Annotated in this window: 18 protein-coding genes and 1 pseudogene; 10 read left to right on the top strand and 9 right to left on the bottom strand. The window is 68.9% G+C overall.

Features of this window, described 5'->3' with window-relative positions:
• Positions 1-146 precede the first annotated feature (146 nt).
• Positions 147-1814 (top strand): Na+/H+ antiporter, encoded by a 1668-nt coding sequence (locus WS87_RS16310; RefSeq protein WP_059819865.1) that lies wholly within the window; start codon positions 147-149, stop codon positions 1812-1814.
• A gap of 90 nt (positions 1815-1904) precedes the next feature.
• Here the strand turns inward: WS87_RS16310 and WS87_RS16315 are convergent, their stop codons facing one another.
• Positions 1905-5477 (bottom strand): indolepyruvate ferredoxin oxidoreductase family protein, encoded by a 3573-nt coding sequence (locus WS87_RS16315; RefSeq protein ID WP_059819866.1) that lies wholly within the window; start codon positions 5475-5477, stop codon positions 1905-1907.
• A gap of 1953 nt (positions 5478-7430) precedes the next feature.
• Positions 7431-7988 carry a sugar O-acetyltransferase gene (locus tag WS87_RS16320; RefSeq protein ID WP_059523933.1) on the bottom strand — a complete coding sequence of 186 codons (558 nt, stop codon included), beginning with the start codon at positions 7986-7988 and terminating at the stop codon, positions 7431-7433.
• 382 nt (positions 7989-8370) lie between these two features.
• Here WS87_RS16320 and WS87_RS16325 point away from each other — a divergent pair, with 382 nt between their 5' ends.
• Positions 8371-8985 (top strand): glutathione S-transferase family protein, encoded by a 615-nt coding sequence (locus WS87_RS16325; protein ID WP_059819867.1) that lies wholly within the window; start codon positions 8371-8373, stop codon positions 8983-8985.
• Positions 8986-9059: 74 nt separating this feature from the next.
• Here the strand turns inward: WS87_RS16325 and WS87_RS16330 are convergent, their stop codons facing one another.
• Together WS87_RS16330 and WS87_RS16335 are read right to left on the bottom strand one after the other, a co-directional pair.
• On the bottom strand, positions 9060-10028 hold the full coding sequence (locus WS87_RS16330) for an ion channel (protein ID WP_059819868.1): 969 nt from the start codon (positions 10026-10028) through the stop codon (positions 9060-9062).
• 155 nt (positions 10029-10183) lie between these two features.
• The gene (locus WS87_RS16335) at positions 10184-11203 is read right to left on the bottom strand and encodes a sulfate ABC transporter substrate-binding protein (protein ID WP_059819869.1); all 1020 of its coding nucleotides are present in this window, start codon (positions 11201-11203) and stop codon (positions 10184-10186) included.
• A 452-nt stretch (positions 11204-11655) separates the two neighbouring features.
• On the opposite strand from WS87_RS16335, the gene dapA reads away from it, so the two are divergent.
• Positions 11656-12549, top strand: a complete 894-nt coding sequence (gene dapA, locus WS87_RS16345; protein ID WP_059819870.1) for a 4-hydroxy-tetrahydrodipicolinate synthase — start codon at positions 11656-11658, stop codon at positions 12547-12549.
• A gap of 20 nt (positions 12550-12569) precedes the next feature.
• On the opposite strand, the pseudogene WS87_RS16350 reads toward dapA, so the two are convergent.
• From WS87_RS16350 to WS87_RS16360, 3 genes and pseudogenes are all read right to left on the bottom strand, one after another.
• Positions 12570-12951 (bottom strand): annotated as a pseudogene (locus WS87_RS16350) (type II toxin-antitoxin system VapC family toxin).
• Positions 12951-13190: a type II toxin-antitoxin system Phd/YefM family antitoxin gene (locus tag WS87_RS16355; RefSeq protein WP_082750695.1), complete on the bottom strand. Its 240-nt coding sequence runs from the start codon at positions 13188-13190 to the stop codon at positions 12951-12953. The pseudogene WS87_RS16350 and the gene WS87_RS16355 overlap by 1 nt, the downstream one beginning before the upstream one ends.
• Positions 13191-13274: 84 nt before the next feature.
• Positions 13275-14321, bottom strand: coding sequence for a LysR substrate-binding domain-containing protein (locus tag WS87_RS16360; protein ID WP_059820000.1), 1047 nt, complete (start codon positions 14319-14321; stop codon positions 13275-13277).
• Positions 14322-14429: 108 nt separating this feature from the next.
• On the opposite strand from WS87_RS16360, the gene WS87_RS16365 reads away from it, so the two are divergent.
• Positions 14430-15686 (top strand): MFS transporter, encoded by a 1257-nt coding sequence (locus WS87_RS16365; RefSeq protein ID WP_059819871.1) that lies wholly within the window; start codon positions 14430-14432, stop codon positions 15684-15686.
• Positions 15687-15783: 97 nt separating this feature from the next.
• Here WS87_RS16365 and WS87_RS16370 read toward each other — a convergent pair whose 3' ends face one another.
• The gene (locus WS87_RS16370; RefSeq protein WP_059819872.1) at positions 15784-16422 is read right to left on the bottom strand and encodes a glutathione S-transferase family protein; all 639 of its coding nucleotides are present in this window, start codon (positions 16420-16422) and stop codon (positions 15784-15786) included.
• Positions 16423-16536: 114 nt separating this feature from the next.
• Here WS87_RS16370 and WS87_RS16375 point away from each other — a divergent pair, with 114 nt between their 5' ends.
• From WS87_RS16375 to WS87_RS16385, 3 genes are all read left to right on the top strand, one after another.
• Positions 16537-17457: a LysR substrate-binding domain-containing protein gene (locus tag WS87_RS16375; protein WP_059819873.1), complete on the top strand. Its 921-nt coding sequence runs from the start codon at positions 16537-16539 to the stop codon at positions 17455-17457.
• A gap of 160 nt (positions 17458-17617) precedes the next feature.
• Positions 17618-17902 (top strand): hypothetical protein, encoded by a 285-nt coding sequence (locus WS87_RS16380; protein WP_059691388.1) that lies wholly within the window; start codon positions 17618-17620, stop codon positions 17900-17902.
• A 51-nt stretch (positions 17903-17953) separates the two neighbouring features.
• Complete coding sequence (locus tag WS87_RS16385; protein WP_059523911.1) at positions 17954-20074, top strand: phosphocholine-specific phospholipase C; 2121 nt, start codon at positions 17954-17956, stop codon at positions 20072-20074.
• Between the two features lie 54 nt (positions 20075-20128).
• Here the strand turns inward: WS87_RS16385 and WS87_RS16390 are convergent, their stop codons facing one another.
• The gene (locus WS87_RS16390; RefSeq protein WP_059819874.1) at positions 20129-20752 is read right to left on the bottom strand and encodes an RBBP9/YdeN family alpha/beta hydrolase; all 624 of its coding nucleotides are present in this window, start codon (positions 20750-20752) and stop codon (positions 20129-20131) included.
• Between the two features lie 233 nt (positions 20753-20985).
• Between WS87_RS16390 and WS87_RS16395 the strand changes: the two genes are divergently transcribed.
• Genes WS87_RS16395 through WS87_RS16405 form a run of 3 tightly spaced genes read left to right on the top strand, consistent with a single transcriptional unit; the run spans position 20986 to position 23331 of the window.
• Positions 20986-21423 (top strand): VOC family protein, encoded by a 438-nt coding sequence (locus WS87_RS16395; protein ID WP_044846155.1) that lies wholly within the window; start codon positions 20986-20988, stop codon positions 21421-21423.
• Between the two features lie 4 nt (positions 21424-21427).
• Complete coding sequence (locus WS87_RS16400) at positions 21428-22369, top strand: 2-hydroxyacid dehydrogenase (protein WP_059819875.1); 942 nt, start codon at positions 21428-21430, stop codon at positions 22367-22369.
• 29 nt (positions 22370-22398) lie between these two features.
• Complete coding sequence (locus WS87_RS16405) at positions 22399-23331, top strand: hydroxymethylglutaryl-CoA lyase (RefSeq protein WP_059691385.1); 933 nt, start codon at positions 22399-22401, stop codon at positions 23329-23331.
• The last annotated feature ends 4 nt before the right edge of the window (positions 23332-23335 follow it).

Here is a 23335-nt window from a genome sequence, read left to right on the forward strand (position 1 = left end):
GCGCCTGCGTGCGGCGGCGCCGCACCAGCGTGGCGCAGGCCGGATGCACCGTTCGCGTGCATGCGCACCGGCGCACTCGAACGCACCCGTCACGTCGCCACGCTAAACTCCGTACGGTCGTTTCATTCTCCACAATCGCCGTATCGATGGAAATCGTCTTCACAGTCCTGATCCTGCTGCTGACCGTCGCGCTGTCCGGCGCGGTCACGCGCATCCTGCCACTGCAATTGCCGCTGCCGCTGATGCAGATCGCGTTCGGCGCGATGCTCGCATGGCCGAAGCTGAACCTGCACGTCACGTTCGATCCCGAAATCTTCATGCTGCTGTTCATTCCGCCGCTGCTGTTCGCGGACGGCTGGCGGATTCCGAAACGCGAGCTGTACCTGCAGCGCCGCGCGATCCTGATGCTCGCGTTCGGGCTCGTGTTCATGACGGTACTCGCAGTCGGCTACTTCGCGCACTGGCTGATACCCGAGTTGCCGCTGCCGATCGCGTTCGCGCTCGCGGCCGTGCTGTCGCCCACCGACGCGGTCGCGCTGTCGGGCATCGCCGGCAAGGGGCGGATTCCGCCGCAACTGATGCACATCCTCGAAGGCGAGGCGCTGATGAACGACGCGTCGGGCCTGGTCGCGCTGAAGTTCGCGGTCGCGGCCGCGCTCACCGGCGTGTTCTCGCTGCGCGATGCGTCGATCACGTTCGTGATCGTCGCCGCCGGCGGGCTCGCGACGGGCGCGATCGTGTCGTGGGTGTTCAGCGCGCTGTCGACTCGCTTCCTGAACGCCGAGCAGGAAGGCGACCCGGCCCCCGGCATCGTGATGACGCTGCTCGTGCCGTTCGCCGCCTATCTGTTCGCCGAGCACCTGGAACTGTCGGGCGTGCTCGCGGCCGTGTCGGCCGGGATGATGATGAACTACACGAGCTTCTCCCGCAAAAGCACGGTCGCGTCGCGCGTGCGCGCCGAGAGCACGTGGGCGATGATCGAGTTCGTGTTCAACGGCATGGTGTTCATCATGCTCGGGCTGCAGCTGCCGCACATCATCGGCCGCGCGCTCGTCGACGCGCATCACACGAGCGACGCGCTCGTCGGCCGGATGATCTTCAACGTATGCGCGATGATGCTCGCGCTGTACGCGATCCGCTTCCTGTGGGTCTGGCTGCTGCGCTGGATCGCGAGCCGCCGCGCCGCCCGCCACGGCCTCGCGGGCACGATGGCCGGCGTGCGCACGATCGCGGTGATGACGGTCGGCGGCGTGCGCGGCGCGGTCACGCTCGCGGGCGTGCTGTCGATCCCCGTCGCGCTGTCCGACGGCGCGCCGCTGCCCGGGCGCGACACCGCGATCTTCGTCGCGTCGGCGGTGATCCTCGGTTCGCTGGTCGTCGCGGTGATCGGCCTGCCGTTGCTGCTGCGCGGCGTGCGCTCGACGCGCAATCCGCTCGCCGACGAGGAGCGCACCGCGCGCGCGGCCGCCGCGCAGGCCGCGATTCGCGCGATCGACTCGTCGCACGACGCGATCTCGGCCGATCTCGACGAATCGGGCGCCGCGCGCTGCGCGGACATCTCCGCGCGCGTGATGGACCAGTATCGCCGCCGCCTGGCCGCGCTCGCCGAGGACGGCCCGACGCCGCGCGCGGAAGCCAAGCAGACCGAAACGATGGAGCTGCAGATGCGGATCGCGGCGGTGCGCGCGGAACGTTCGGTGTTGTACCGGCTGCGCAGCGAAAGCAAGATTTCCGACGAGACGCTGACGAAGCTGATCCGCGAGATCGATCTGTCGGAAACGGCGCTGTCGACGCGCAAGAAAGGGATCATCTGAGCGGCCGCGCCGCGGCGCGATTGCTCGGCTTGCCGATAAAAAAACGGCGACGCGAAGGCGTCGCCGTTTTCACATCCTCGCGTGTTCGCGTCACTTCGCGATCACGACCGGGATTCCCTTCAGCATCCCCGCGCCCTTCATCTCGTCGAGCGCGTGCTGCACGGCCGCGCTCGTCGCCGCGTCGATGCCGAGTTGCAGCGCGAGCTCGCGCTCCGCGCGCTTCACGCCCGCGAGGTTGCGCACCTTCACGTGACCGAAGCCGCGCACGCGGGCGTGAAGATCCGCAAGCTGCGCGACCTGTGCCGCGTTGCCGGCGGTCGTCGCGGCGAGCGCGCGCGTGAGCGTCGTCTCGTAGTCGTCCGCGAGCGCGCGCTCCATCCTGCGCTCGGCGGTGCGGCCGAACGGATCGAGCCACGTGCCGCGCAGGCCGCGCACGCGCGCGAGCGTGCCGAGCACCGGCCACATCCACTGGCCGAACACGCGCTTCTTCGGCGCGCTGCCGTCGCGCCCGGCCTTCGCGACCGCCGGCGGCGCCAGGTTGAACTTCACGCGATAGTCCTGCCCCGGCACGCCTTCGAACTGCGCTTCGAGCGCCGTGCGGAACGCACCGTCCGCATACAGCCGCGCGACTTCGTATTCGTCCTTCACCGCGAGCAGCCGGTAGAACGTCGTCGCGACGGCACGCGTCAGCGCATCGTCGCCCTTCGCGCGCGCCGCGCTCACCAGCGCGCGGTAGCGCTCGACGTATCGCGCGCCGCCGTATGCGTCGAGGCGCGCTTCGCGATCGGCGATCAGTTCGGCGAGCGTTTCGGGCACAACCGCCGCGGCCACCGCGTGACGCGCGTTCCACAACGCATCGAGGCCTGCCGCGTCGCCGGCCGCCATCCGGCCGATCGCGAACGCGAGCTTGTTCATCGGCACCGCGACGTTGTTCAGCTCGATCGCGCGCATCATCGCGGCGAGCGACACCGGCACGAGGCCGAGCTGCCATGCGTAGCCGAGCATCAGGATGTTCGCGCCGATCGAATCGCCGAGGAACTTCGCGGCGAGCGCCTGCGCGTCGCAGCTCGACAGGTAGCCTTCACCGGCCGCATGGTGCATTTTTTCGAGCAGCGCATCCGCGTGCAGGTTTGCGTCGGGGTTCTGCACGAACGACGCGTTCGGAATCCGGTGCGTGTTGACGACGATCCGCGTGCGCTCATGGCGCACCGTCTGCAGCGCCTCGGCGCTCGCGCCGACGACCATGTCGCACGCGAGCAGCACGTCGGCCTGCTGCGTGTCGATGCGCACCTGGTTCAGCCACCGGTCGCTCGACGCGATACGCACGAACGACAGCACCGAGCCGCCCTTCTGCGCGAAGCCCATGAAGTCGAGCACCGACGCGCTCTTGCCTTCGAGGTGCGCGGCCATGCTGATCAGCGCGCCGACCGTCACGACGCCCGTGCCGCCCACGCCGGTGACGAGCATGTCGTACGGCGCCGCGTCGAGATGCGTCGCGGGCACGGGCAGCGCGTCGACGCGCTCGGCGAGCGCCGCCTCGTCGAACGCCGCGCCCGCGGCCTTCTTCAGCGCCGCGCCTTCGACCGTCACGAAGCTCGGGCAAAAGCCGTTCACGCACGAGTAATCCTTGTTGCATGACGACTGGTCGATGCGGCGCTTGCGGCCGAGCGGCGTCTCGAGCGGCTCGACGGACAGGCAGTTCGACTGCACGCCGCAGTCGCCGCAGCCTTCGCACACCGCGTCGTTGATGAACAGGCGCTTGTCCGGGTCGGGGAACTCGCCCTTCTTGCGGCGGCGGCGCTTCTCGGCCGCGCAGGTCTGGTCGTAGATCAGCACGGTGACGCCCGGTGTCTCGCGCAATTCGCGCTGCACCGCGTCGAGCTCGCTGCGGTGATGGAACGTCGTGCCCTTCGGGAACAAGCCGTGATGGCCGTCGTACTTCTCCGGTTCGTCGGACACCACGACGAAGCGCGACACGCCTTCCGCCTCGACCTGCCGCGCGATCTGCGGCACCGAGATGCTGCCGTCGACCGGCTGGCCGCCCGTCATCGCGACCGCATCGTTGTAGAGGATCTTGTACGTGATGTTCGCTTTCGCGGCGACCGCTTGGCGGATCGCGAGAATGCCCGAATGGAAATAGGTGCCGTCGCCGAGGTTCTGGAACACGTGCTTCGTGTTGGTGAACATCGCGTGCGCGGCCCAGTCGACGCCCTCGCCGCCCATCTGGATCAGGCCCGTCGTGTCGCGCTCCATCCATGACGCCATGAAGTGGCAGCCGATGCCGGCCTGCGCGATCGAACCTTCCGGCACCTTCGTCGACGTGTTGTGCGGGCAGCCCGAGCAGAAGTACGGCGTGCGCTTCACCGCGTCCGCCTCGTTCGACAGGATCTGCGGCGCGACGAGATCGACGACGCGCTCGCGGCGATCGAGCGCCGGCTTGTGACGCGCGAGCCAGGTGGCGAACACCGGCAGAATGCGCGACGGGCGCAGTTCGCCGAGCTCGGACAGCAGGCACGCGCCTTCGGCATCGTGCTTGCCGAGCACGCGCGGGCGCGCACCGTCCGCGCGGTTGTACAGGTAGTCCTTGATCTGCTGCTCGATCACCGGGCCCTTCTCTTCGATGACGAGCACTTCCGACAGGCCGTCGACGAAGGATTCGATCCGCGTCATCTCGAGCGGATACGACAGGCCGACCTTGTAGATCCGCACGCCGGCCGCTTCCAGGTCGGCGACGGTGAGGTCGAGCCGGCGCAGCGCTTCCATCAGGTCGAGGTGCGCCTTGCCGCACGTGACGATGCCGACGTTCGCGTGCGCGCTCGGCGCGATCCACTTGTCGATGCTGTTGGTGCGCGCGAAATGGCGCACCGCGTCGAGCTTCGCCGCGAGACGCGCCTCGATCGTGAGGCTCGGCAGGTCGGGCCAGCGGTTGTGCAGGCCGCCCGCCGGCGGCGTGAAGCCCGCCGGTGCCGGCCATTGCGTCTGCAGCGCGTCGAGATCGACGGTCGAGCCCGACTCGACGGTCTCCGAGATCGCCTTGAAGCCGACCCACGCCCCCGAGAAGCGCGACAGCGCCCAGCCGTACAGGCCGAACTCGAGCATGTCGGCGATGTTCGACGGGTTCACGACCGGCATATGCCACGCGATCATCGCGAAGTCGCTCTGGTGCGGCATCGACGACGACACGCAGCCGTGGTCGTCGCCCGCCACCACCAGCACGCCGCCGTGCGGCGACGAGCCATATGCGTTGCCGTGCTTCAGCGCGTCGCCGGCGCGGTCGACGCCGGGGCCCTTGCCGTACCACATCGCATACACGCCATCGACGGTGCGCTCCGGGTCGGCCTCGACGCGCTGCGTGCCGAGCACCGCGGTGCCGCCGAGTTCCTCGTTGATCGCGGGCAGGAAGCGCACGCCGCCGCCATCGAGCAGTTTCTTCGCCTTCCACAGTTGCTGGTCGACCATCCCGAGCGGCGAGCCGCGGTAGCCGCTGACGAAGCCGGCCGTGTTCAGGCCCTGCGCGGTGTCGGACGCGCGCTGCATCAGCAACAGGCGCACCAGCGCCTGCGTGCCGGTCAGGAAGATCCGGCCGCGCGTGGCGGTCAGGTTGTCGGTCAGGCGGTAGTCGGATAGAGCGGGCGTGCCGTCGACAGGCAGTCGGGCGGTCATGGGGATGTCTCCTGATTGTGTGTTCTATGCCGTGCACCGGGGCGTCGGGCGACGCCGGCCGGGGAGCAACTGGATGGCTCTATTTTTTCGCGGGAAGGCGAGAAAGTTTTTTCTCATCTTGCTCGGGCGACGCCGGAGTGAGAAAAACTGCGCAGGTTTTGGCCGGGAATTGAGTGAGTTTTCGCGCGGGGTGGCGGACGGCTTCTGGAGGCATATCGGCGTGGCCGAAGCGGTTGCCTCGAAAACGCGGGGACATGCGGGAGACGGCCCGCGGGCCCGGCGGTGGGCGCTCGCGGGCCGTGCGGCAAGGGTTCGCGCGGCGGAACGGGCGCGTCCTCACCCGTCGGATGCACAGCGTTCGGATTGGTCGCGGATGCGGGATGTCCACAATGCCGGGGGCCGCGGGCTGCGGGCGAAGCGGTTGGGCGTGTTCACCAGTCGATTGCACAGAGTTTCGAGTCGCGTCGAAGGCCGGATGTCCACACCTCGATCGCTCCGCGGTTCGAGCGGATGCCGACGCTCACCGTTGAAATTCACAGCGCGACGAGTCGATGCCGGCGGGAGATATCCACACCGCCGGATTCCCGCCCGGCCACTGCGACGTTCGCTCTCACCTGTCGAATGCACAGATTTGCGAGTCGATTCGGCGGTGCGATATCCACACCGCTGTCCGCGCTCGCGTTGCTCGGGAGGGTGCGGCGGGCTCGCGTCGGGTGCGAGTTTCTGCGCGGATGGGCGTCCCCGCGCGAGCACTGGCGCGGCTTTGGCGTTCACCGGAACATGCCGTCGCGCAACTGAACGCGGCGCAGATCCGCGTGTGGATATCGTCGCCGCCAGACACTAAAAACCCTGTGAATTTCGATGGTGAGCGCCGGCACGCGACCGAACGAAAATGCCGATTCAGGTGTGGACAGCCGAATCCGCGACGAATCGAAACGCTGTGAAATTCGACGGTGAGCGACGGCACTCGATCGAAAGAGCGCGCCGATCCCGGTGTGAACAGCGCGATCCACGACCACTCGAAACGCTGTGAATTCCGATGGTGAGCGGCAGGATGGCGATCGAGCAAGGACGCCGATCCGGGTGTGGATAGCCCGACCCACGACCACTCGAAACGCTGTGAAATTCAACAGTGAGCGTCGGCACGGTGTCGCACGCAGTCGCCGATTCGGGCGTGAACAGCGGTGCCCGCAACCCCGCCGAGGCCCGTCGGTCGGGACTCTCACCGACACGGCCGAGCCGCATGCGCCCGCGCTCACCGCTGAAATACACAGCACGTCGACTGGTTTCGGCGACCGGATATCCACATCGCGGCACATACTCGAATGAAACGCGCGATCGCGAGTGCGGTTAGAATGCGCGACCCTCGAAGCCGCGATCGACGATCACGAACAAGCGCGCAAGCCGACACCCGGTTCGACCGGGCGCGACGCTCACCATTGAAATACACAGCGCTTCGAGTGAATCGCGCGGCAGGATATCCACACCGCGATACGCGTGCGGAGCTATCGCCGATCCGCGCGCGCCGTTAGAATGCGCGGCGTTCCGGATTTCGCGCGACGCCCGGAAGTCCACACCCGGCAAGCCTCACGCGCAATCGGTCGACGGCGCTCACCGTTCGAGGGCACAGCTTTTTTCGTCGTCGGGAGCCCGGTTGTCCACACCCTGCCTCGCGCATCCGGTCGCACGACGTCGCACTCACCGGTGAAATGCACAGCATGCCGAGTGGTTTCGAGGCCGGGATATCCACAACCGGCCCGGCGCGAACATTTTCCGCCGACGCATCCGCAACGTTGGCACCTGCCCCCGCCAGCGATCGGCATCACATGCCGGAAAGCCCCGCCAATTCGACCTCCCGGTGCACGCTCACCGGTCGAATCCACAGCATTTCGAGTGAACGGCGCGGCCGGTTGTCCACATTCGCTGCGCAGCGGGCCGCACCCGCAAGCGCCGTCATTCGGCAATCGAACGGATGATCCGTGCCGGGTTTCCGCCGACCAGCGTATTCGGCGGAACGTCGCGCGTCACGACGGAACCCGCGCCGACGACCGCGTTCTCGCCAACCGTCACGCCGCCGATGATCGTCGCGCCCGCGCCGATCCATACGTTGCGGCCGATCGCGATCGGCCGGGCGACGACGGCGTCGCGTCGGCGGGACGGCTCGACCGGATGGCCCGACGTGATGAGACTGACGTTCGGGCCGATCATCACGTCGTCGCCGATGTCGAGGCCACCGAGGTCGTAGAACGTGCAGTTCTGGTTGACGAACACGTTGCGGCCGATCCGCGTATCGGCGCCACCCGTCGCGTAGAACGGCGGGATCAGCAGGAAGCCGTCGTCCAACGGCTTGCCGATCAGTTCTCCGAACAATGCCCGGACTTCGTCCGCATCGTCGAAGGTCAGACGGTTGAGCCGCGCGGTGATCGCCATCGTCCGCTTGAGCTCCGCGCGCATCGCGGCCGATTCCGGCGTGCGTCGCGGAATGATCGTGGTGCGATCGTCGTTCGCCATTCGTTGCTGTTCTCCGTGCGCGATCGCACCGGCACGCTGCGCATCACGCAGCACCTGACTCGCCGAATGCGACCGCCTGGCCTGAATTCAATCCCTCGGTCGCCCCGCGCGGGGTGACCCGGTTTTCGTCTTTCGCGCGCGGTCGACGAACGTCGTCCGGGATCGCGCGACCCGTCACCGATGCTGCCGCATCGGCCGGGCACCCACGCATCAATTCATAACTAGTGAATCAATAACTAGTTATTTCATGAACTTCGGCAGCGCCGGGCTTTGCGGGAAATTCGTTACCCGCTTCCGCCTTTCGCCCCTGTCCGAACCTCTCCCGCTCGGGTACGCTTGAGCATCCACCGAACCGACACGCACACCGAGACGCGGAGGCGCGATGAAGCTCTACTACTGGCCGAAGACCCGGGCATTCCGGGCGCTGTGGATGCTGGAGGAAATCGGCGCCGTCTACGAACTCGTGCCGATCGACCTGCATTCGCACGAACAGGGCAGCGACGCGTTCGTCCAGGTCAATCCGATGGCCAAGCTGCCCGCGCTCGACGACGGCGGCGAACCGTTCGCCGAATCCGGCGCCGTGCTGCTCTATCTCGCCGATCGCTGCCCGGGCGCCGGGCTCGGCATCGCGCCGGACGATCCGCTGCGTGGCCGCTTCCTGCAATGGATGTTCTTCACGCCCACCTGCCTCGAACCCGCGATGGCCGAGAAATTCACCGGTGCGTCGGGCAATCCCGTCGCCTTCGGCTGGGGCAACATCACGCGCGTGCAGCGTGCGCTCGCGCAAACGCTCGCCCACAGCCGCTGGCTGGTCGGCGATCACTTCACCGCGGCCGACCTGCTGCTCGCCAGCACGCTGAAGATCGCGTTCGACGCGCACCTCCTGCCGCACGAAGGCGTGCTCGGCGACTATGTCGCGCGCGCCGAGGATCGCGACGGCCATCGCCGCGCGGTCGCGGTCGAACAGCGGGAAGCGGCGCGTCTGCTGCATGCGTGATGCATGAACGGCACGGCATTCGATCGCGGCTGCCGCGACCGAATGCCGGCGCCGGTTCGCGCCGCTCGCCAGTGTCATGCAGCCGGCCCGGGCGCCTGCGTCGCCGCCTCGGCCCCGACCACCACGCCCGGCGAGCCGCGCTCGTCCGTATCGGCGTCGACCGGCACGATTTCGTGAAAATGCGTGTAGTCGATGTGCGTGATGCCGCCTTCGTCGTGCATCAGGTCGACATAACGGTGACGCCAGCGGATCTCCGCATGCGCCCATGAGTAGCGCGCCTGCATGACTTGCGCGGTCGTCTCGTCGGAACCTTCGATGGTGATCAGCAGCGACGCGTCGTGCGCAGCGAGCGACTCGGCGGTTTCACCGAACAGCGGGCTCGTTTCGTCGATCACGTGCATCAGGTTCCAGCCGAGCAGGAAGATCGGATGCTCGCTGCGCACGAGCGGCAGGTCGTGGATCTTGCGCAGCGTATAACCCTCGTGCGTGCCTTCCAGGCGCATCAGCCGCAGTTTTGCCTGCGCTTCGGCGATCACGTTCTGGCGCGCATTCGCGGCCCGCACCATCAGCGTCATCTGCCCGTTCAGCGGGCGCACGATCGCGTAACGCGCGAACAGGATCTTCGCCTGCGGCCGCGAGAAGCGCGCGAACACGAGGCCGGTCGCCAGCGCGATGCCCGACATCCCGATGAATATCTCGAAGGTCGAGACGAGGTGCGCGTAGACGGTCTGCGGATGCATGTCGCCGTAGCCGACCGTCGCGAGTGTCTCGACGCTGAAGAAGAACGCACCGACGAACCCGGGTGGCGACTGGTTCGCGATCGGCGCGTGGCCGAGCAGGTAAAGCGTCGCGAAGCCGCCGTTGAGCAGCAGGAACAGCACCGCGAGCGACAGGAAGAATACGGGCCAGCTCACCGTCAGCGCACGGTGATAGAGGTCGCGCCAGCCGAGCGGCGGCATCCCGTATGCAACCACGGGGCGGGTGCCCGACCAGATCTTGCGGCCGCGGCCGCGGGAAGCTGGGGAGGACGGATCGTCGTTCATCGCGCGAGGCCTGAAGCAGGGAGGCGATGAGCGTAGCACGCGAAGGCGGCGGCCGGGGATGCGGAGCGGGCTTTCCGCGCGAGGCGCAAAAAAACGGCCGCATGAGCGGCCGGTTTCGTGGTCGCCCGCCGGCACGCGCGCGGCGTGCGGCGTGCTTACTTGCGGTCGACGATCACGCGGTCGAACGTGCCACCGTCGGCGAAGTGGGTCTTCTGCGCGTTCGCCCAGCTGCCGAAAACCTGCTCGACGCTGAACGTCTTCAGCGGCTTGAACTCGGCCGCATGCTTCTTCAGCACGTTCGCGTCGCGCGGACGCAGATGGTGCCGCGCGATGATCTCCTGCGCCTGCGGCGTGTACAGGTAGTCGAGATACGCTTGCGCGACCTTGCGCGTGCCCTTCTTGTCGACGACCTTGTCGACGACGGCGACGGGCGGCTCCGCGAGAATGCTCGCCGACGGGTACACGGCGTCGAATTCCGCCCCCGACGCGCCCGTGTCCATCAGCGCGACCTCGTTCTCGAACGTGACGAGCACGTCGCCGATGCCGCGCTGCGTGAAGGTCGTCGTCGCGCCGCGGCCGCCCGAGTCCAGCACCGGGACGTTGCGGAACACCGCCTTCTCGAAGTCGAGCGCCTGCTGGTCGGTCGCGCCCTTCTGCTTCTGGTAGCCCCACGCGGCGAGATACGCGTAGCGGCCGTTACCCGACGTCTTCGGGTTCGCGATGATCACCTGCACGCCCGGCTTCGCGAGATCGCTCCAGTCATTGATCGCCTTCGGATTGCCCTTGCGCACGAGGAACACCATCGTCGTCGAGTACGGCGAGCTGGCGTCGGGGAAGCGCGCGCGCCAGTCCTTCGGCAGCAGCTGGCCGCGCTCGGCGAGCAGGTCGATGTCGTTCGGCTGGTTCATCGTCACGACGTCGGCCTGCAGCCCCTGCAGCACCGACAGCGCCTGCGCGCTCGACGCGCCGTGCGACTGCTTGATCGTCACGGTTTCGCCTGTCTGCTGCTTGTACGCGGCGGCGAAGCTCGTGTTGATGTCCTTGTACAGCTCGCGCGTCACGTCGTACGACACGTTCAGGATCGACGTGTCCGCGTGCGCGGCCGTTGCCGCCACGACCAGCGCCGCCGCGGCGCCCGTATGCAGCCAGCGGCCGATCCCGTTGATGCTTGCCATCGTGATATGCCCCGTTTTCAGTGGTGGTGAATGTGCGTGACGGCACGCGTACGCGCTGTCATCGAAACGTAAGCGGGCATTCTAGCGGCCGGGCGCCGCGCGCTTTCCAATCTGTCGTGCAAAGCAAATCTCGAATTCTGCTAAACGGCGCGCGTCGCTCGCGTACGCGCCGGATCCGATGTTAAGATCGCCGCTCAGCCCATTTCACGGTTCATCCATGTCCGCTGCCCTGCGCTCGCCCTCGATCCTTGCCGCCATCGCGGCCGGTGCGCGCGCGGCCGGGCTGAAACTGAAAAAACGACTCCTCGACTGACGGGGACGTCGCGTCCCGTCAGGCGAATGCCGGACGGGATGCACGCAGGTCGTTTCTTTCTCCTTGCTCGCTTGCCTCGCTCCGGCACACCGCCGGCGGAACGGTTCCTTCCCACTCCGTTTCCACCTTGAGGCTTTTCATGCACACACGTTTCGAAGGTATCTGGCTGCCGATCATCACGCCGTTCCACGACGGCGAGGTCGACCACGGTGCGCTCGCGCGGCTCGCGCGTCACTATGCGGCGGCGGGAATCGCGGGTTTCGTCGCGGGCGCGACGACCGGTGAAGGCGTGCTGCTCGACGCGCGCGAACAGGACGCCGTGTTCGCGACGCTGCGCGATGCCGTGCCCGGCCTGCCGATCGTCGTCGGGCTCACCGCGAGCGCGACGCACTTCGCGGCCGCCCGCGCACGCGAACTCGCCGCGCTGCGACCCGACGGGCTGCTCGTCACGCCGCCCGTCTACGTTCGGCCGACGCAGGACGGAATCCGCCGCCACGTCGAAACGATCGTCGATGCGGCCGATCTGCCGGTCCTCGTCTACAACATCCCGTACCGCACCGGCGTGAACGTCGAACTGGAAACGCTGCAGGCACTCGCGCGCGATCCGCGCGTCGCCGGCATCAAGGAGTGCGGCGGGACGCTCGACCGGATGAACCGGCTCGTGCACGACACGCCGCTCGCGATCCTCTCCGGCGACGACAACCAGAACTTCGCCGCGCTATGTGCCGGTGCGCACGGCGCGATCGCCAGCAGTGCGCACGTGCTGCCCGAATGGCATGTGCGCATTCATGCGCTGCTGCGCGACGGCCGGCTCGCCGACGCGCGACGGCTGTCGGTCGCGCTGCAGCCGCTCGTCGCGGCCCTGTTCGCGGAGCCGAATCCGGCGCCGGTGAAGGCGGTGCTGGCTGCGCAGGGGTGGTGCGAGGACGGGCTGAGGTTGCCGTTCGTGCCGGCGAGCGAGGGGTTGCGGGAGAGGCTGGGCAAGCTGTGTGCGGCGCTCGAGGCGTCAGCGCAGGTTGTCGCGGCAGCGTAGGATTTCGCTCCGAAACTGTTTCAGACCGTCAAGACTCTCGACGCGCCGTACTGCGAAAGACGGCTGTCAGCCGTTATGAGCAGCATCGGTTCGGACGACGCCTGCGCGACCAAGCAAACGATCGAACGGGTCGCGATGGTAATGGGGCAGATAGCGCACGGCTGCGCCGTGCGCGGCCCGAACCGGCAGCTCCCGATACCGGCTCATTGCAATCGCCTCGACCATCCGATCCACATCCACATCCAGCTTCCCCGTCCCGGCCTTGATCGCGACTTCCCAGATGCTCGCGCTGCTGATGAACACTTCGTCGGCTTCGGCGATCAGATTGCGCGCGCGAGCGCTCAGTTTCGGATCGTTGGCCCACATCCAGAGAAAGATGTGCGTATCGAACAGCAACCGCATCACTTTCCTTCGAACGCATCCAGCAAATCGTCGGGAAGCGGTGCGTCAAAGTCGTCCGCGATCCATATCTGCCCCTTGAGAAGCCCGTAATGATGAATCGGCTTGAGCGGCACAAGTCGGACCGACTGCTTGCCGTTCTGCATGATCACGACGCGTTCGCCGGCGATCGCGGCATCGAGAAGCCGCTGAAGGTCGAGCGTGGCTTCGGGGACAGTGGCAACTTGCATGATGGCCTCCATTGAGTGATCCACCATTGTCACGACATTCGCCCCGTCTCTCCAATAGGCCGAACGTCCGGCCGATCGCATGCATGTCGATCGATATCACGCCGCCAGCGCCACCCCTTCCCCCGCCGTCGCATCCCGCACCGCCTGCGTGACGATCCGCGCGAGCCGCTCGACGGTCGGCGTCGCCGACGACGTACGCCGCAGCAGCATCAACGGCAGACTCGGCAGCGCCGGCAGTCCGGACGCCGCCGCGTCGAGCACGCGCACCGACGCGGGCAGCCCGTAGTGCGAGCGCACCGTCAGCCCGAGGCCGGCCGCCGCCGCGGCCCACAGCCCGGCCAGGCTCGGCGTCGTGAACGCGACGCGCCACGGCACGTCCGCGCGATCGAGCGCATCGGTCGCCGCGCCGAAGAAGCGGCACGGCCGGTCGAACACGACGAGCGGCAGCGGCTCGCCCGACGCGCGCATCGCACGAAGACGCGCGCCGCCGTCGTCGGCCGCGTCCGCCGGCCCGTCGCCGTCCGGCATCCCGAAGCCGCTCGCGCCGACCGCCGCGATCCACTGCATCGGCACCTGCGCGATCGCGTCGCTGTCGATGCCCGCGCGCGACACCAGTGTCGCCGACGCCGGATCGCCCCACACGAGCGCGAGATCGAGCTGGTTCGCGTCCAGCCGCTCGAGCAACTCGGCATTGCGCGCGACGCGCGCCTCGATCCTCACCTTCGGATGCGCCCGCGCGAAACGCCCGAGCACGTCCGGCAGGATCGCTTCGCCGAAGTCCTCCTGCAGGCCGACCCGCACCCAGCCGTCGAGATTCACGCCGCGCACCGCCGCGGCCGCTTCGTCGTTCAGCTCGATCATCCGCCGCGCATAGCGCAGCATCGCGTCGCCGGCGTCGGTCAGCGCGAGCCCGCGCCCGGCCTTCACGAACAACGGCGTGCCGGCCTGTTCCTCGAGCTTGCGGATCTGCGCGCTCACCGCCGACGACGAACGCGCGACGCGATCGGCGGCCTTCGCGAAGCTGCCGAGATCCACGCCCGCCACCAGGCTGCGCAACGCCGCGACGTCGAAGTTCGGCCGGGCCAGCGTGGCGTCGGGTGCCGCGAGCGCCGCCGCGCCGTGGGCATTGTCTTGTCCGGACATTTCAATCATCCCGTTTTATCGAACGATTCATCAAAAACTTTCCGATTTTCAGGATGAATGTAGGTCGCCACACTGACGATGTCAATTTCCCGAACGGGCCCTGTCGCCATGGATACTTCCTGCCTCGCTTCCCCGTCCTCGCCCGCGCACGCCGCGCGCGGCCCGGCCCATCGCTGGCGCGTGCTCGCGGCCGGCGTCGCCGCGAACATGAGCTTTTCCGCGGCCGCGGCCGGCATTCCGACCACCGCCGTGTGGATGCGCTCGGCCTATCACCTCGACAACGGCGCGCTCGGCCTCGTGCTCGGCGCGCTCGGCTTCGGCGTCGCGCTGTCGGAGTTGCCGTGGGGGATCGCCGCCGACCGCTTCGGCGATCGTCGCGTGCTCCTCACGGGCCTCGTCGCGACGGCCGCGATGCTTGCGCTGATGGTGGCCGCGATCGTCCCGACCGCGCACGCGGTGCCGCCGCTCATGCGTGTCGTCGCGGCGATGTGCTGCGTCGGCCTGCTCGGCGGCAGCGTGAACGGATCGAGCGGACGCGCGGTGATGCGCTGGTTCGGCGAGCGCGAACGCGGGCTCGCGATGAGCATCCGCCAGACGGCCGTGCCGCTCGGCGGCGGTGTCGGCGCGGCGCTGCTGCCGTCGCTCGCGTCGCATGCGGGCTTCGCCGCGGTGTACGGCGCGTTGATGCTGCTGTGCGCCGGATCGGCCGCGCTGACGTGGCGCTGGCTGCACGAACCGCCCGCGGCGCCGGCCGGCGCGCACCGCCCCGTCGCGCAGCAACCGCCGGCCGCGCCCGCGCGCAGCCCGCTTGCGAGCGGCCGCGTGTGGCGCATCGTGCTCGGCATCGGCGCGCTGTGTGCGCCGCAGTTCGCGGTGCTCACGTTCGCGACCGTGTTCCTGCACGATTTCGGCCGGCTCGGACTGGCAGGCATCAGCGCGGCGATGGTCGCGCTGCAGCTCGGCGCGATGGTGATGCGCGTGTGGAGCGGCCGCCATACCGACCGGCACGGCAATCGGCGGGCGTACCTGCGCGGGTCGGTGTGCGTCGCGGCCGGTTCGTTCGCGCTGCTCGCGGCCGCCACCGCCGGCAGCCCGCACGTGCCGCTCGCCGCGATCGTCGCGATCCTCGTGTTCGCCGGCATCTGCGTGTCGGCGTGGCACGGCGTCGCGTATACCGAACTCGCGACGCTCGCGGGCGCGAACCACGCCGGCACCGCGCTCGGGATGGCGAACACGATCGTCTATCTCGGGCTGTTCGCGACGCCGCTCGCGATTCCGCCGCTGCTCGCCGTCAGCTCGTGGAGCGTGGTCTGGCTCGCGGCCGCGCTGATCGCGGCTGCGACCTGGCCGCTGTTCGCGCGATAACGACCACGATCGCCAGCGCGCGGCACGCGCGGACGCCGTCCCGCTTGCTGCACATGCATGCAGCCCATCGCGCGCATGCCACGACGTCCGCCCACCGTCATGCCGCCTCGCGCGCCAGCGCACGCCGCGCGGCCGGCCGCTCGGCCTCGCGCTGCGCGTGCGCGGTCCACGCGGGATGCCGCGCCATGTCGAGCCCGATCGCGACGCCCCAGCGATACAGCACCAGCAGGAACGGATCGACGATCGAATGGCCGCCCGGCTCGGCCCACGTGCGTCCGTCGGCGAGCGCGGCTTCGATCGTGGCGTTCGCCGCATCGATCACGTCACGCCCGTGCGCGCTGATCGCACCGTGCAGCGCCGGATCGCCGATGAAGCGCCCCGCCCGCCACAGCGTGCCGTAGCCGACGCCATGCACCCAGCCGACCAGCCAGGCGAGCCATTCGTGACAGCGCGCCTCGCGCAGCGGATCGTCGAGCGGCAGCAACCGCGCGTCCGGATGACGGCGCGCGAGATACGTGAGGATCGCGGGCGTTTCGGTCAGCACGCGCGGCTCGCCCGGAATCGCGAGCACGGGCACGCGCGCCTTCGGGTTGATCGCGAGATAACGCGCATCGAGGTTCTGCTGCTCGCGCACGGACACGATCTCGATGTCGAACGGCGCGCCGGTTTCCTCGAGCGCGATGTGAGCGGCGAGCGAACATGCGCCCGGAGAAAGATAGAGACGATAGGCGTTCATGATGGCGTTGCCCGGTGGGCACCTGTTGAAGGACGGCACCGAGTGTAGGAACGCATGGACCGCCGCCGCAAACGATGAATTGTCGTGCGCGGGCATTAGTGATACTAATGCGCGATGCGACGCATTCACCTTCCCCCGCTGCAGACGTTGCGTGCGTTCGAAGCCGCCGTGCGGCTGCAGAGCTTCACGCGCGCGGCCGACGAACTCGCGCTCACGCAGGGCGCGGTCAGCCAGCACATCCGCGCGCTCGAAGCGCAGCTCGGCCATCCGCTGTTCACGCGCGAGCGCAGCGGCGCGACGCCGACTCATGCCGCGCATGCGCTCGTGCTGCAGGTGCGCCAGGGCCTGAGTGTGCTCGAACGCGCGTTCGAGCCGGCGCTCGCCGCGCGCAACCGCCCGCGTACCTGCGACGTCACGCTGAACGTGAGCGTGCTGCCGAGCGTCGCCGAGCGCTGGCTCGTGCCGCGCCTGCCGCGCTTCGCGGCCGCGCATCCGCACATCGCGATCGTGCTGCATCCGGACGCGGCGCTCGCGCCGCTGCGCAAGCGCGACCGCATCGACGTCGCGCTGCGCTACGGGCCCGGCAGCTGGCCGGGCGTCGTCGCCGAGAAGCTGATGAACGAGACGGTGTTCCCGGTCGCGAGCCCCGCGTATCGCAATCGCGACGGCATCGCGCCGCGCGCGCCGGCCGATCTCGTGCGCGCGACGCTGCTGCGCCATCCCGCGCAGCCTTGGGAACCGTGGTTCCAGGCCGCGCGGCTCGACCTGACCGAATCCGCACGTGCGCCGCGCTTCACCGACGCGAACGCATTGATCGACGCGACGCTGAAAGGACGCGGCGTCGCGCTTGCGCGCCGCTCGCTGATCGAACCCGAACTCGCGGCCGGCACGCTCGTGCGCGTGTCGACGGTGCGCGTGACCGACGTGTATGCGCACTACGTGGTGTGGCGCCCCAATCATCCGCGCGAAGCGGCGATCCGTACGTGGCTCGACTGGCTGCGCAGCGAAGTGCGGCGCCGGACGCCGCGCCGCTGACACACGGCGCCCGCCTGCGCGGCGAAGCGCGCGAAAGCATTTAGTCGGCTCGACGAAAGCCGTTCGCGATCATGCTCCGGTCGCAAACGATTCACCGAATCGTCGCATCGCACCGGCATACTCGAAAACGTTTCCCGATCCGCCTGCCAGGAGAGAAGTCATGCGTCGCGTTGCCCTCGTCGTCGTTCTATGTGCCGCCACCGTCATCGCCGCCTGCAGCGACGACGCGCCGCACGACGCGCACGCGGCCGACGCCTCCCAACAGGCCGGCGCATCGCCCGGCTCCGCGAGCGCGTTCAACAGCGACGCGGGCGCGCACGCCGCCGCGTCCGATGCCGCGCCGCTCGCGCCGCCCGTCGTCCACTACCCGCCCGACGATGACGACGACACGAAGCCCGCGGCGAACGCGGGCGCGTCCGGCGTCGCCGCATCGTCGGCGCACTGATCCCGCCGTTCCCGTCCCTGCCCCCCGATCGCAGAACCGAGGTGAAATAACATGACGTCATCCAGCCGCCGCCGTTTCCTGCACACCGTCGCACAATCCGCGGGCGCGGCCGTCGCGCTCAACGCGTTCCCCGAGTCGATCCGCCGCGCGCTCGCGATTCCGGCCGCGCGCGGCACCGGCACGATCCGCGATGTCGAGCACATCGTCGTGTTCATGCAGGAAAACCGTTCGTTCGACCATTACTTCGGACACCTGCGCGGCGTGCGCGGCTACAACGACCGCTTCCCGATCCCGCTGCCGAACGGCAAGCCGGTGTGGTACCAGCCGTCGAAGGAAGATCCGGCGAAGCCCGTGCTGCCGTTCCGGCTCGACACGAAGACGACCAGCGCGCAGTGCCTTGGCGCGCTCGACCACTCGTGGGCGAAGACCCACGCGGCGATCGACGGCGGCCGCTACGACCAGTGGCCCGCGAACAAGACCGACATGACGATGGGCTATCACGTGCGCGAGGACATCCCGTTCCACTACGCGCTCGCCGATGCGTTCACCGTGTGCGACAACTACTTCTGCTCGCTGCCGGGGCCGACGCACCCGAACCGCTCGTACCTGATGACGGGCACGGTCGACCCGACCGGCAAGTTCGGCGGCCCGCTGCTCGACAACGCCGACTACGTCGACGGCGACCTGCCGCCCGCGTACCAGCTGCTGTCGTGGACGACCTTCCCCGAACGGCTCGAGGCGCGCGGCGTGTCGTGGCAGATCTACCAGCAGGGGCTCACGTGGGCCGATCCGTACAACGGCAACTACGGCACGAACATCCTGCAGAACTTCACGAACTTCATCAACGCGAAGCCGGGCTCGTCGCTGTACCAGCGCGCGCAGACGGTGCGCACGCTCGACAACCTGAAGGACGACGTGATCAACGACCGCCTGCCGCAGGTGTCGTGGCTGCTGCCGCCCGCCGTGTTCTCCGAGCACCCGAAATACACGCCGGCATACGGCGCGAACTACACGTCGCAGATCCTCGACGCGCTCACGGCGAATCCGGACGTGTGGGCGAAGACGGTGCTGTTCATCATGTACGACGAGAACGACGGCTTCTTCGATCACGTCGTGCCGCCGCAGCCGCCGACGTCGGCCGCGCAGGGCGCATCGACCGTGACCACCGACGGCGAGCTGCACACGGTCGTGAATCCCGGCCGCGGCGGCAGCTACACGGCCGACGGCCTGCCGTACGGCCTCGGGCCGCGCGTGCCGATGACGGTCGTGTCGCCGTGGTCGAAGGGCGGCTTCGTATGCTCGCAGGTGTTCGACCACACGTCGGTGATCCGCTTCATCGGCGAGCGCTTCGGCGTCGACGAACCGAACATCACGCCGTGGCGCCGGACCGTCTGCGGCGACCTCACCGCCGCGTTCGACTTCCGTTCGTCCGACGCATCGTTCCCGACGCTGCCCGACACGAGCCAGTACCGCTCGATCGCCGACCAGCAATGCACGTCGCAACCCGCGCCGACCGTGCCCGCGACGCCGTCGCCGATCGATCCGCAGGAACCCGGCGTGCGGCCCGCGCGCGCGCTGCCGTACGAACTGCACGTGAACGCGAGCCTCTACGGCGGCAACACGCTGCGCATCGAGTTCGCGAACCGCGGCAACCAGGGCGCGCACTTCCAGGTGTACGCGACGAACCGCACCGACGGCCCGTGGCGCTACACGGTCGGCGCGCGCCGCGTGCTGCACGCGGACTTCGACCTGACGGAGACGAACGGCGCGTATGCGTTCTCGGTGTACGGGCCGAACGGCTTCGTGCGGATGTTCGCGGGCAACGTGTCGGCCGCGACGGCGCGCCGCCGCAACCATGCGCAGCCGGAAGTGAAGGCCGGCTACGACATCGCGAACGGCAACCTGTACCTGAAGCTGCGCAACCATGGCGCGGGCCACGTGACGCTGACGCTGGCCGACAACGCATACGGCACGCCCGCGCGCCAGGTGACGCTGCACGGCGGCGACGAACACGTCGAGCAATGGGCGCTCGCGTCGAGCCATCACTGGTATGACGTGACGGTGAGCGACGGCGCGAACGGCACGTTCTCGCGCCGCTTCGCGGGCCACGTCGAAAACGGCCGGCCGAGCTACTCGGATCCGGCCGCGGTGCGGCCCGTTTCCGCGTCGTAAGCGCGGCGCGCACGCGCAAAGCGGCCCTCGCCGCGCAGCGCGTGCGCGTGAGTGTCAGATCGCGTGCGCGAGCGCGCGGTCGACGAGCGCGGCGTCGAAGCCGTCGTCCGCGTCGCGAAAGCGCAGCGGCGCCGCGCAGTGCACCAGCGTGTCGATGAAGTACTTCGCGCGCGGCCATGGCCCGAAGCCGGCCGCGGTGTTGATGTGTCCCGCGTCGCCGAGATTGACGAATGCGCTGCCGAGCCGCCGCGCGAGCGTGCGTGCATCGGCGAGCGGCATCCACGGATCGGTCTCGCTGCCGATCACGATCGACGGCACCGCGAGCCGGCGCGCGTCGAACGGCCCGGCAAAGGTGAATTTCTTCGGGCTGGCCGGTGCGACGAGCAGCACGCCCGCGACGTCGGCCGCCTGCGGCCATTGCGCGAGCGCATGCGCGGCCGCGAGGCAGCCGAAGCTGTGCGCGGCCAGCACGAACGGGCCGCGCTCGCGGTCGAGCAGCGCGCGCACGGATTGCGCCCAGCGCGCGAGATCGGGGGCATCCCAGTCGGCCTGTTCGACCCGCAGCGAGCGCGGGAACTGCCGCTCCAGCCAGGTCTGCCAGTGGGCGCCTTCGCTGCCGTGCAGGCCCGGAACGGTCACGAGCCGCGGCGGCCACGCCGATTTGCTGCATGCGCGCATGATTGCCCTCGCTTGCTTTGCTTGAAGACGGGATTCGATTGTGGCGTGCCGCGCGCGGCGGCCGAACCAATATTTTGTGCTTTGCTTTTGCGCGGGACGGCCGCGCGGCGCGGGCCGGCCGCCTCGCGGCGGCGCAACGCGCCATGAAACCGTAGAATGTGGGCTTCCCGCTTGCCTTGCATCGGATCGAACCGGGCGCCGCCGCGCCGGTTCCGATCGACAGGAGACGCCCGATGTCCGCTACGCCCGCCGGCGCGCTGCGCCCGTTCCATCTCGCCTTTCCCGTGTCGAGCCTCGCCGGCGCGCGCGCGTTCTACGGCGGCCTGCTCGGCTGCCCCGAAGGCCGCAGCTCGGAACACTGGGTCGACTTCGATTTCTTCGGGCACCAGCTCGTCGCGCACCTCGCGCCGGACGAAACCGGCAAGAGCGCGGTGAACCCGGTCGACGGCGACGACGTGCCCGTGCGCCATTTCGGCGTCGTGCTGTCGATGGATGAATGGCATGCGCTCGCCGACAAGCTCAAGGCCGCGCACACGCGCTTCGTGATCGAGCCGCACATCCGCTTCAAGGGCGAGGTCGGCGAGCAGGCGACGATGTTCTTCCTCGATCCGTGCGGCAACGCGCTGGAGTTCAAGGCGTTCGCCGACATCGGCCAGCTGTTCGCGAAGTAGGCGCATGAAGATCCTGTTCTACTCGCCGCATCAGGAAGCCGACGCATGGCGCGACGCGATCGCGCGGGCGCTGCCCGAGGCCGAGCTGCGCGCGTGGCAGCCGGGCGACGCGGGCGCCGCCGACTACGCGCTCGTCTGGCGCGCGCCGCGCGAGCTGTTCGCGCCCCGCGACGGCCTGCGCGCGATCTTCAATCTCGGCGCGGGCGTCGACGCGCTGCTCGCGCTCGACCGCGCGCATCCCGGCACGCTGCCGCGCGACGTGCCGCTGGTGCGCCTCGAGGATTCGGGCATGGCGCGGCAGATGATCGAATACGTGACGCATGCGGTGCTGCGCTACCTGCGCCGCTTCGACGAATACGACGCGCTGCAGCGCGAACGCCGCTGGCAGGTGCTCGAGCCGCATCCGCGCGCGGGTTTCACCGTCGCAGTGCTCGGTCTCGGCGTGCTCGGCGCGCAAGTCGCGCAGGCGCTCGCGGCGCTCGGCCTGCCGGTGCGCGGCTACAGCCGCAGCCCGAAACGGCTCGACGGTGTTGAGACCTTCGCGGGCGACGGCGCGTTCGACGCGTGCATCGACGGCGCGAAGGTGCTCGTGAACCTGCTGCCGAGCACGCGCGATACCGACGGAATCCTGTCGGCACGGACCTTCGCGAGGCTGGCGCCGGGCGCGTACCTGGTGAACGTCGCACGCGGCGCACATCTCGTCGAGGCCGACCTGCTCGACGCGCTCGCGAGCGGCCGGATCGCCGCCGCGACGCTCGACGTGTTCCAGCACGAGCCGCTGCCCGTCGATCATCCGTTCTGGCATGCGCCGCGCATCACGATCACGCCGCACAGCTCGGCCGAGACGCTGCGCGACGAAGCCGTCGAGCAGATCGCCGGCAAGATCCGCGCGCTCGAGCGCGGCGAGCGCGTCGGCGGCATCGTCGACTACGCGCGCGGCTACTGAATTCCGCCTATACGAAACTGGAGACAACCATGACGTTCCCCACCGCCGTCAAGATCGTCGAAGTCGGCCCGCGCGACGGGCTGCAGAACGAAAAGACCTTCGTGCCGACCGACGTGAAGATCGCGCTCGTCGACCGGCTGTCGCGCGCCGGCTTCCGCAATATCGAAGCGGCGTCGTTCGTGTCGCCGAAATGGGTGCCGCAGATGGCCGACGGCGCCGACGTGATGGCCGGCATCGAGCGGCGCGCGGGCACCGTGTATTCGGTGCTCACGCCGAACCTGAAGGGCTTCGAGAACGCGCTCGCCGCGCGTGCCGACGAAGTGGTGATCTTCGGCGCGGCGAGCGAGGCGTTCTCGCAGCGGAACATCAACTGCAGCATCGCCGAGAGCATCGCGCGCTTCGAGCCGGTCGCGAAGGCCGCGAAGGATGCCGGCCTGCGGCTGCGCGGCAGCGTGTCGTGCACGCTCGGCTGCCCGTACCAGGGCGAGGTGCCGGTCGCCTCGGTCGTCGACGTCGTCGAACGCTTCGCCGCGCTCGGCTGCGACGAGATCGACATCGCCGACACGATCGGCGTCGGCACGCCGAAGCGCACGCGCGAAGTGCTGTCGGCCGTCACGCGGGTGTTTCCGCGCGAGCGGCTGTCGGGCCACTTCCACGACACCTACGGCCAGGCGCTCGCGAACATCTACGCGGCGCTGTTCGAAGGAATCGAGATCTTTCACGCGTCGGTCGCCGGCCTCGGCGGCTGCCCGTATGCGAAGGGCGCGACCGGCAACGTCGCGACCGAGGACGTGCTGTACCTGATGCAGGGCCTCGGCATCGACACCGGCATCGACCTCGCGCAGGTGGTCGCCGCCGGCGACTTCATCTCCCATGCGATCGGCCGCGCGAACGTGTCGCGCGCCGGTCGCGCGCTGCTCGCCAAGGCGCAGAGCGCGGCCGACACGCCGAGCTGCGTCTGACCCC

Source organism: Burkholderia sp. MSMB0856 (assembly GCF_001524645.2).
Lineage (GTDB): Bacteria > Pseudomonadota > Gammaproteobacteria > Burkholderiales > Burkholderiaceae > Burkholderia > Burkholderia diffusa.

Coding starts and splice junctions, on each gene's coding strand:
- WS87_RS16320 (WP_059523933.1), bottom strand. CDS start 7,988: ATGGCGAACGACGATCGCACCACGATCATTCCGCGACGCACGCCGGAA.
- WS87_RS16405 (WP_059691385.1), top strand. CDS start 22,399: ATGACGTTCCCCACCGCCGTCAAGATCGTCGAAGTCGGCCCGCGCGAC.
- WS87_RS16395 (WP_044846155.1), top strand. CDS start 20,986: ATGTCCGCTACGCCCGCCGGCGCGCTGCGCCCGTTCCATCTCGCCTTT.
- WS87_RS16370 (WP_059819872.1), bottom strand. CDS start 16,422: ATGAACGCCTATCGTCTCTATCTTTCTCCGGGCGCATGTTCGCTCGCC.
- WS87_RS16380 (WP_059691388.1), top strand. CDS start 17,618: ATGCGTCGCGTTGCCCTCGTCGTCGTTCTATGTGCCGCCACCGTCATC.
- WS87_RS16375 (WP_059819873.1), top strand. CDS start 16,537: ATGCGACGCATTCACCTTCCCCCGCTGCAGACGTTGCGTGCGTTCGAA.
- WS87_RS16325 (WP_059819867.1), top strand. CDS start 8,371: ATGAAGCTCTACTACTGGCCGAAGACCCGGGCATTCCGGGCGCTGTGG.
- WS87_RS16365 (WP_059819871.1), top strand. CDS start 14,430: ATGGATACTTCCTGCCTCGCTTCCCCGTCCTCGCCCGCGCACGCCGCG.
- dapA (WP_059819870.1), top strand. CDS start 11,656: ATGCACACACGTTTCGAAGGTATCTGGCTGCCGATCATCACGCCGTTC.
- WS87_RS16315 (WP_059819866.1), bottom strand. CDS start 5,477: ATGACCGCCCGACTGCCTGTCGACGGCACGCCCGCTCTATCCGACTAC.
- WS87_RS16355 (WP_082750695.1), bottom strand. CDS start 13,190: ATGGAGGCCATCATGCAAGTTGCCACTGTCCCCGAAGCCACGCTCGAC.
- WS87_RS16360 (WP_059820000.1), bottom strand. CDS start 14,321: ATGTCCGGACAAGACAATGCCCACGGCGCGGCGGCGCTCGCGGCACCC.
- WS87_RS16385 (WP_059523911.1), top strand. CDS start 17,954: ATGACGTCATCCAGCCGCCGCCGTTTCCTGCACACCGTCGCACAATCC.
- WS87_RS16390 (WP_059819874.1), bottom strand. CDS start 20,752: ATGCGCGCATGCAGCAAATCGGCGTGGCCGCCGCGGCTCGTGACCGTT.
- WS87_RS16330 (WP_059819868.1), bottom strand. CDS start 10,028: ATGAACGACGATCCGTCCTCCCCAGCTTCCCGCGGCCGCGGCCGCAAG.
- WS87_RS16310 (WP_059819865.1), top strand. CDS start 147: ATGGAAATCGTCTTCACAGTCCTGATCCTGCTGCTGACCGTCGCGCTG.
- WS87_RS16400 (WP_059819875.1), top strand. CDS start 21,428: ATGAAGATCCTGTTCTACTCGCCGCATCAGGAAGCCGACGCATGGCGC.
- WS87_RS16335 (WP_059819869.1), bottom strand. CDS start 11,203: ATGGCAAGCATCAACGGGATCGGCCGCTGGCTGCATACGGGCGCCGCG.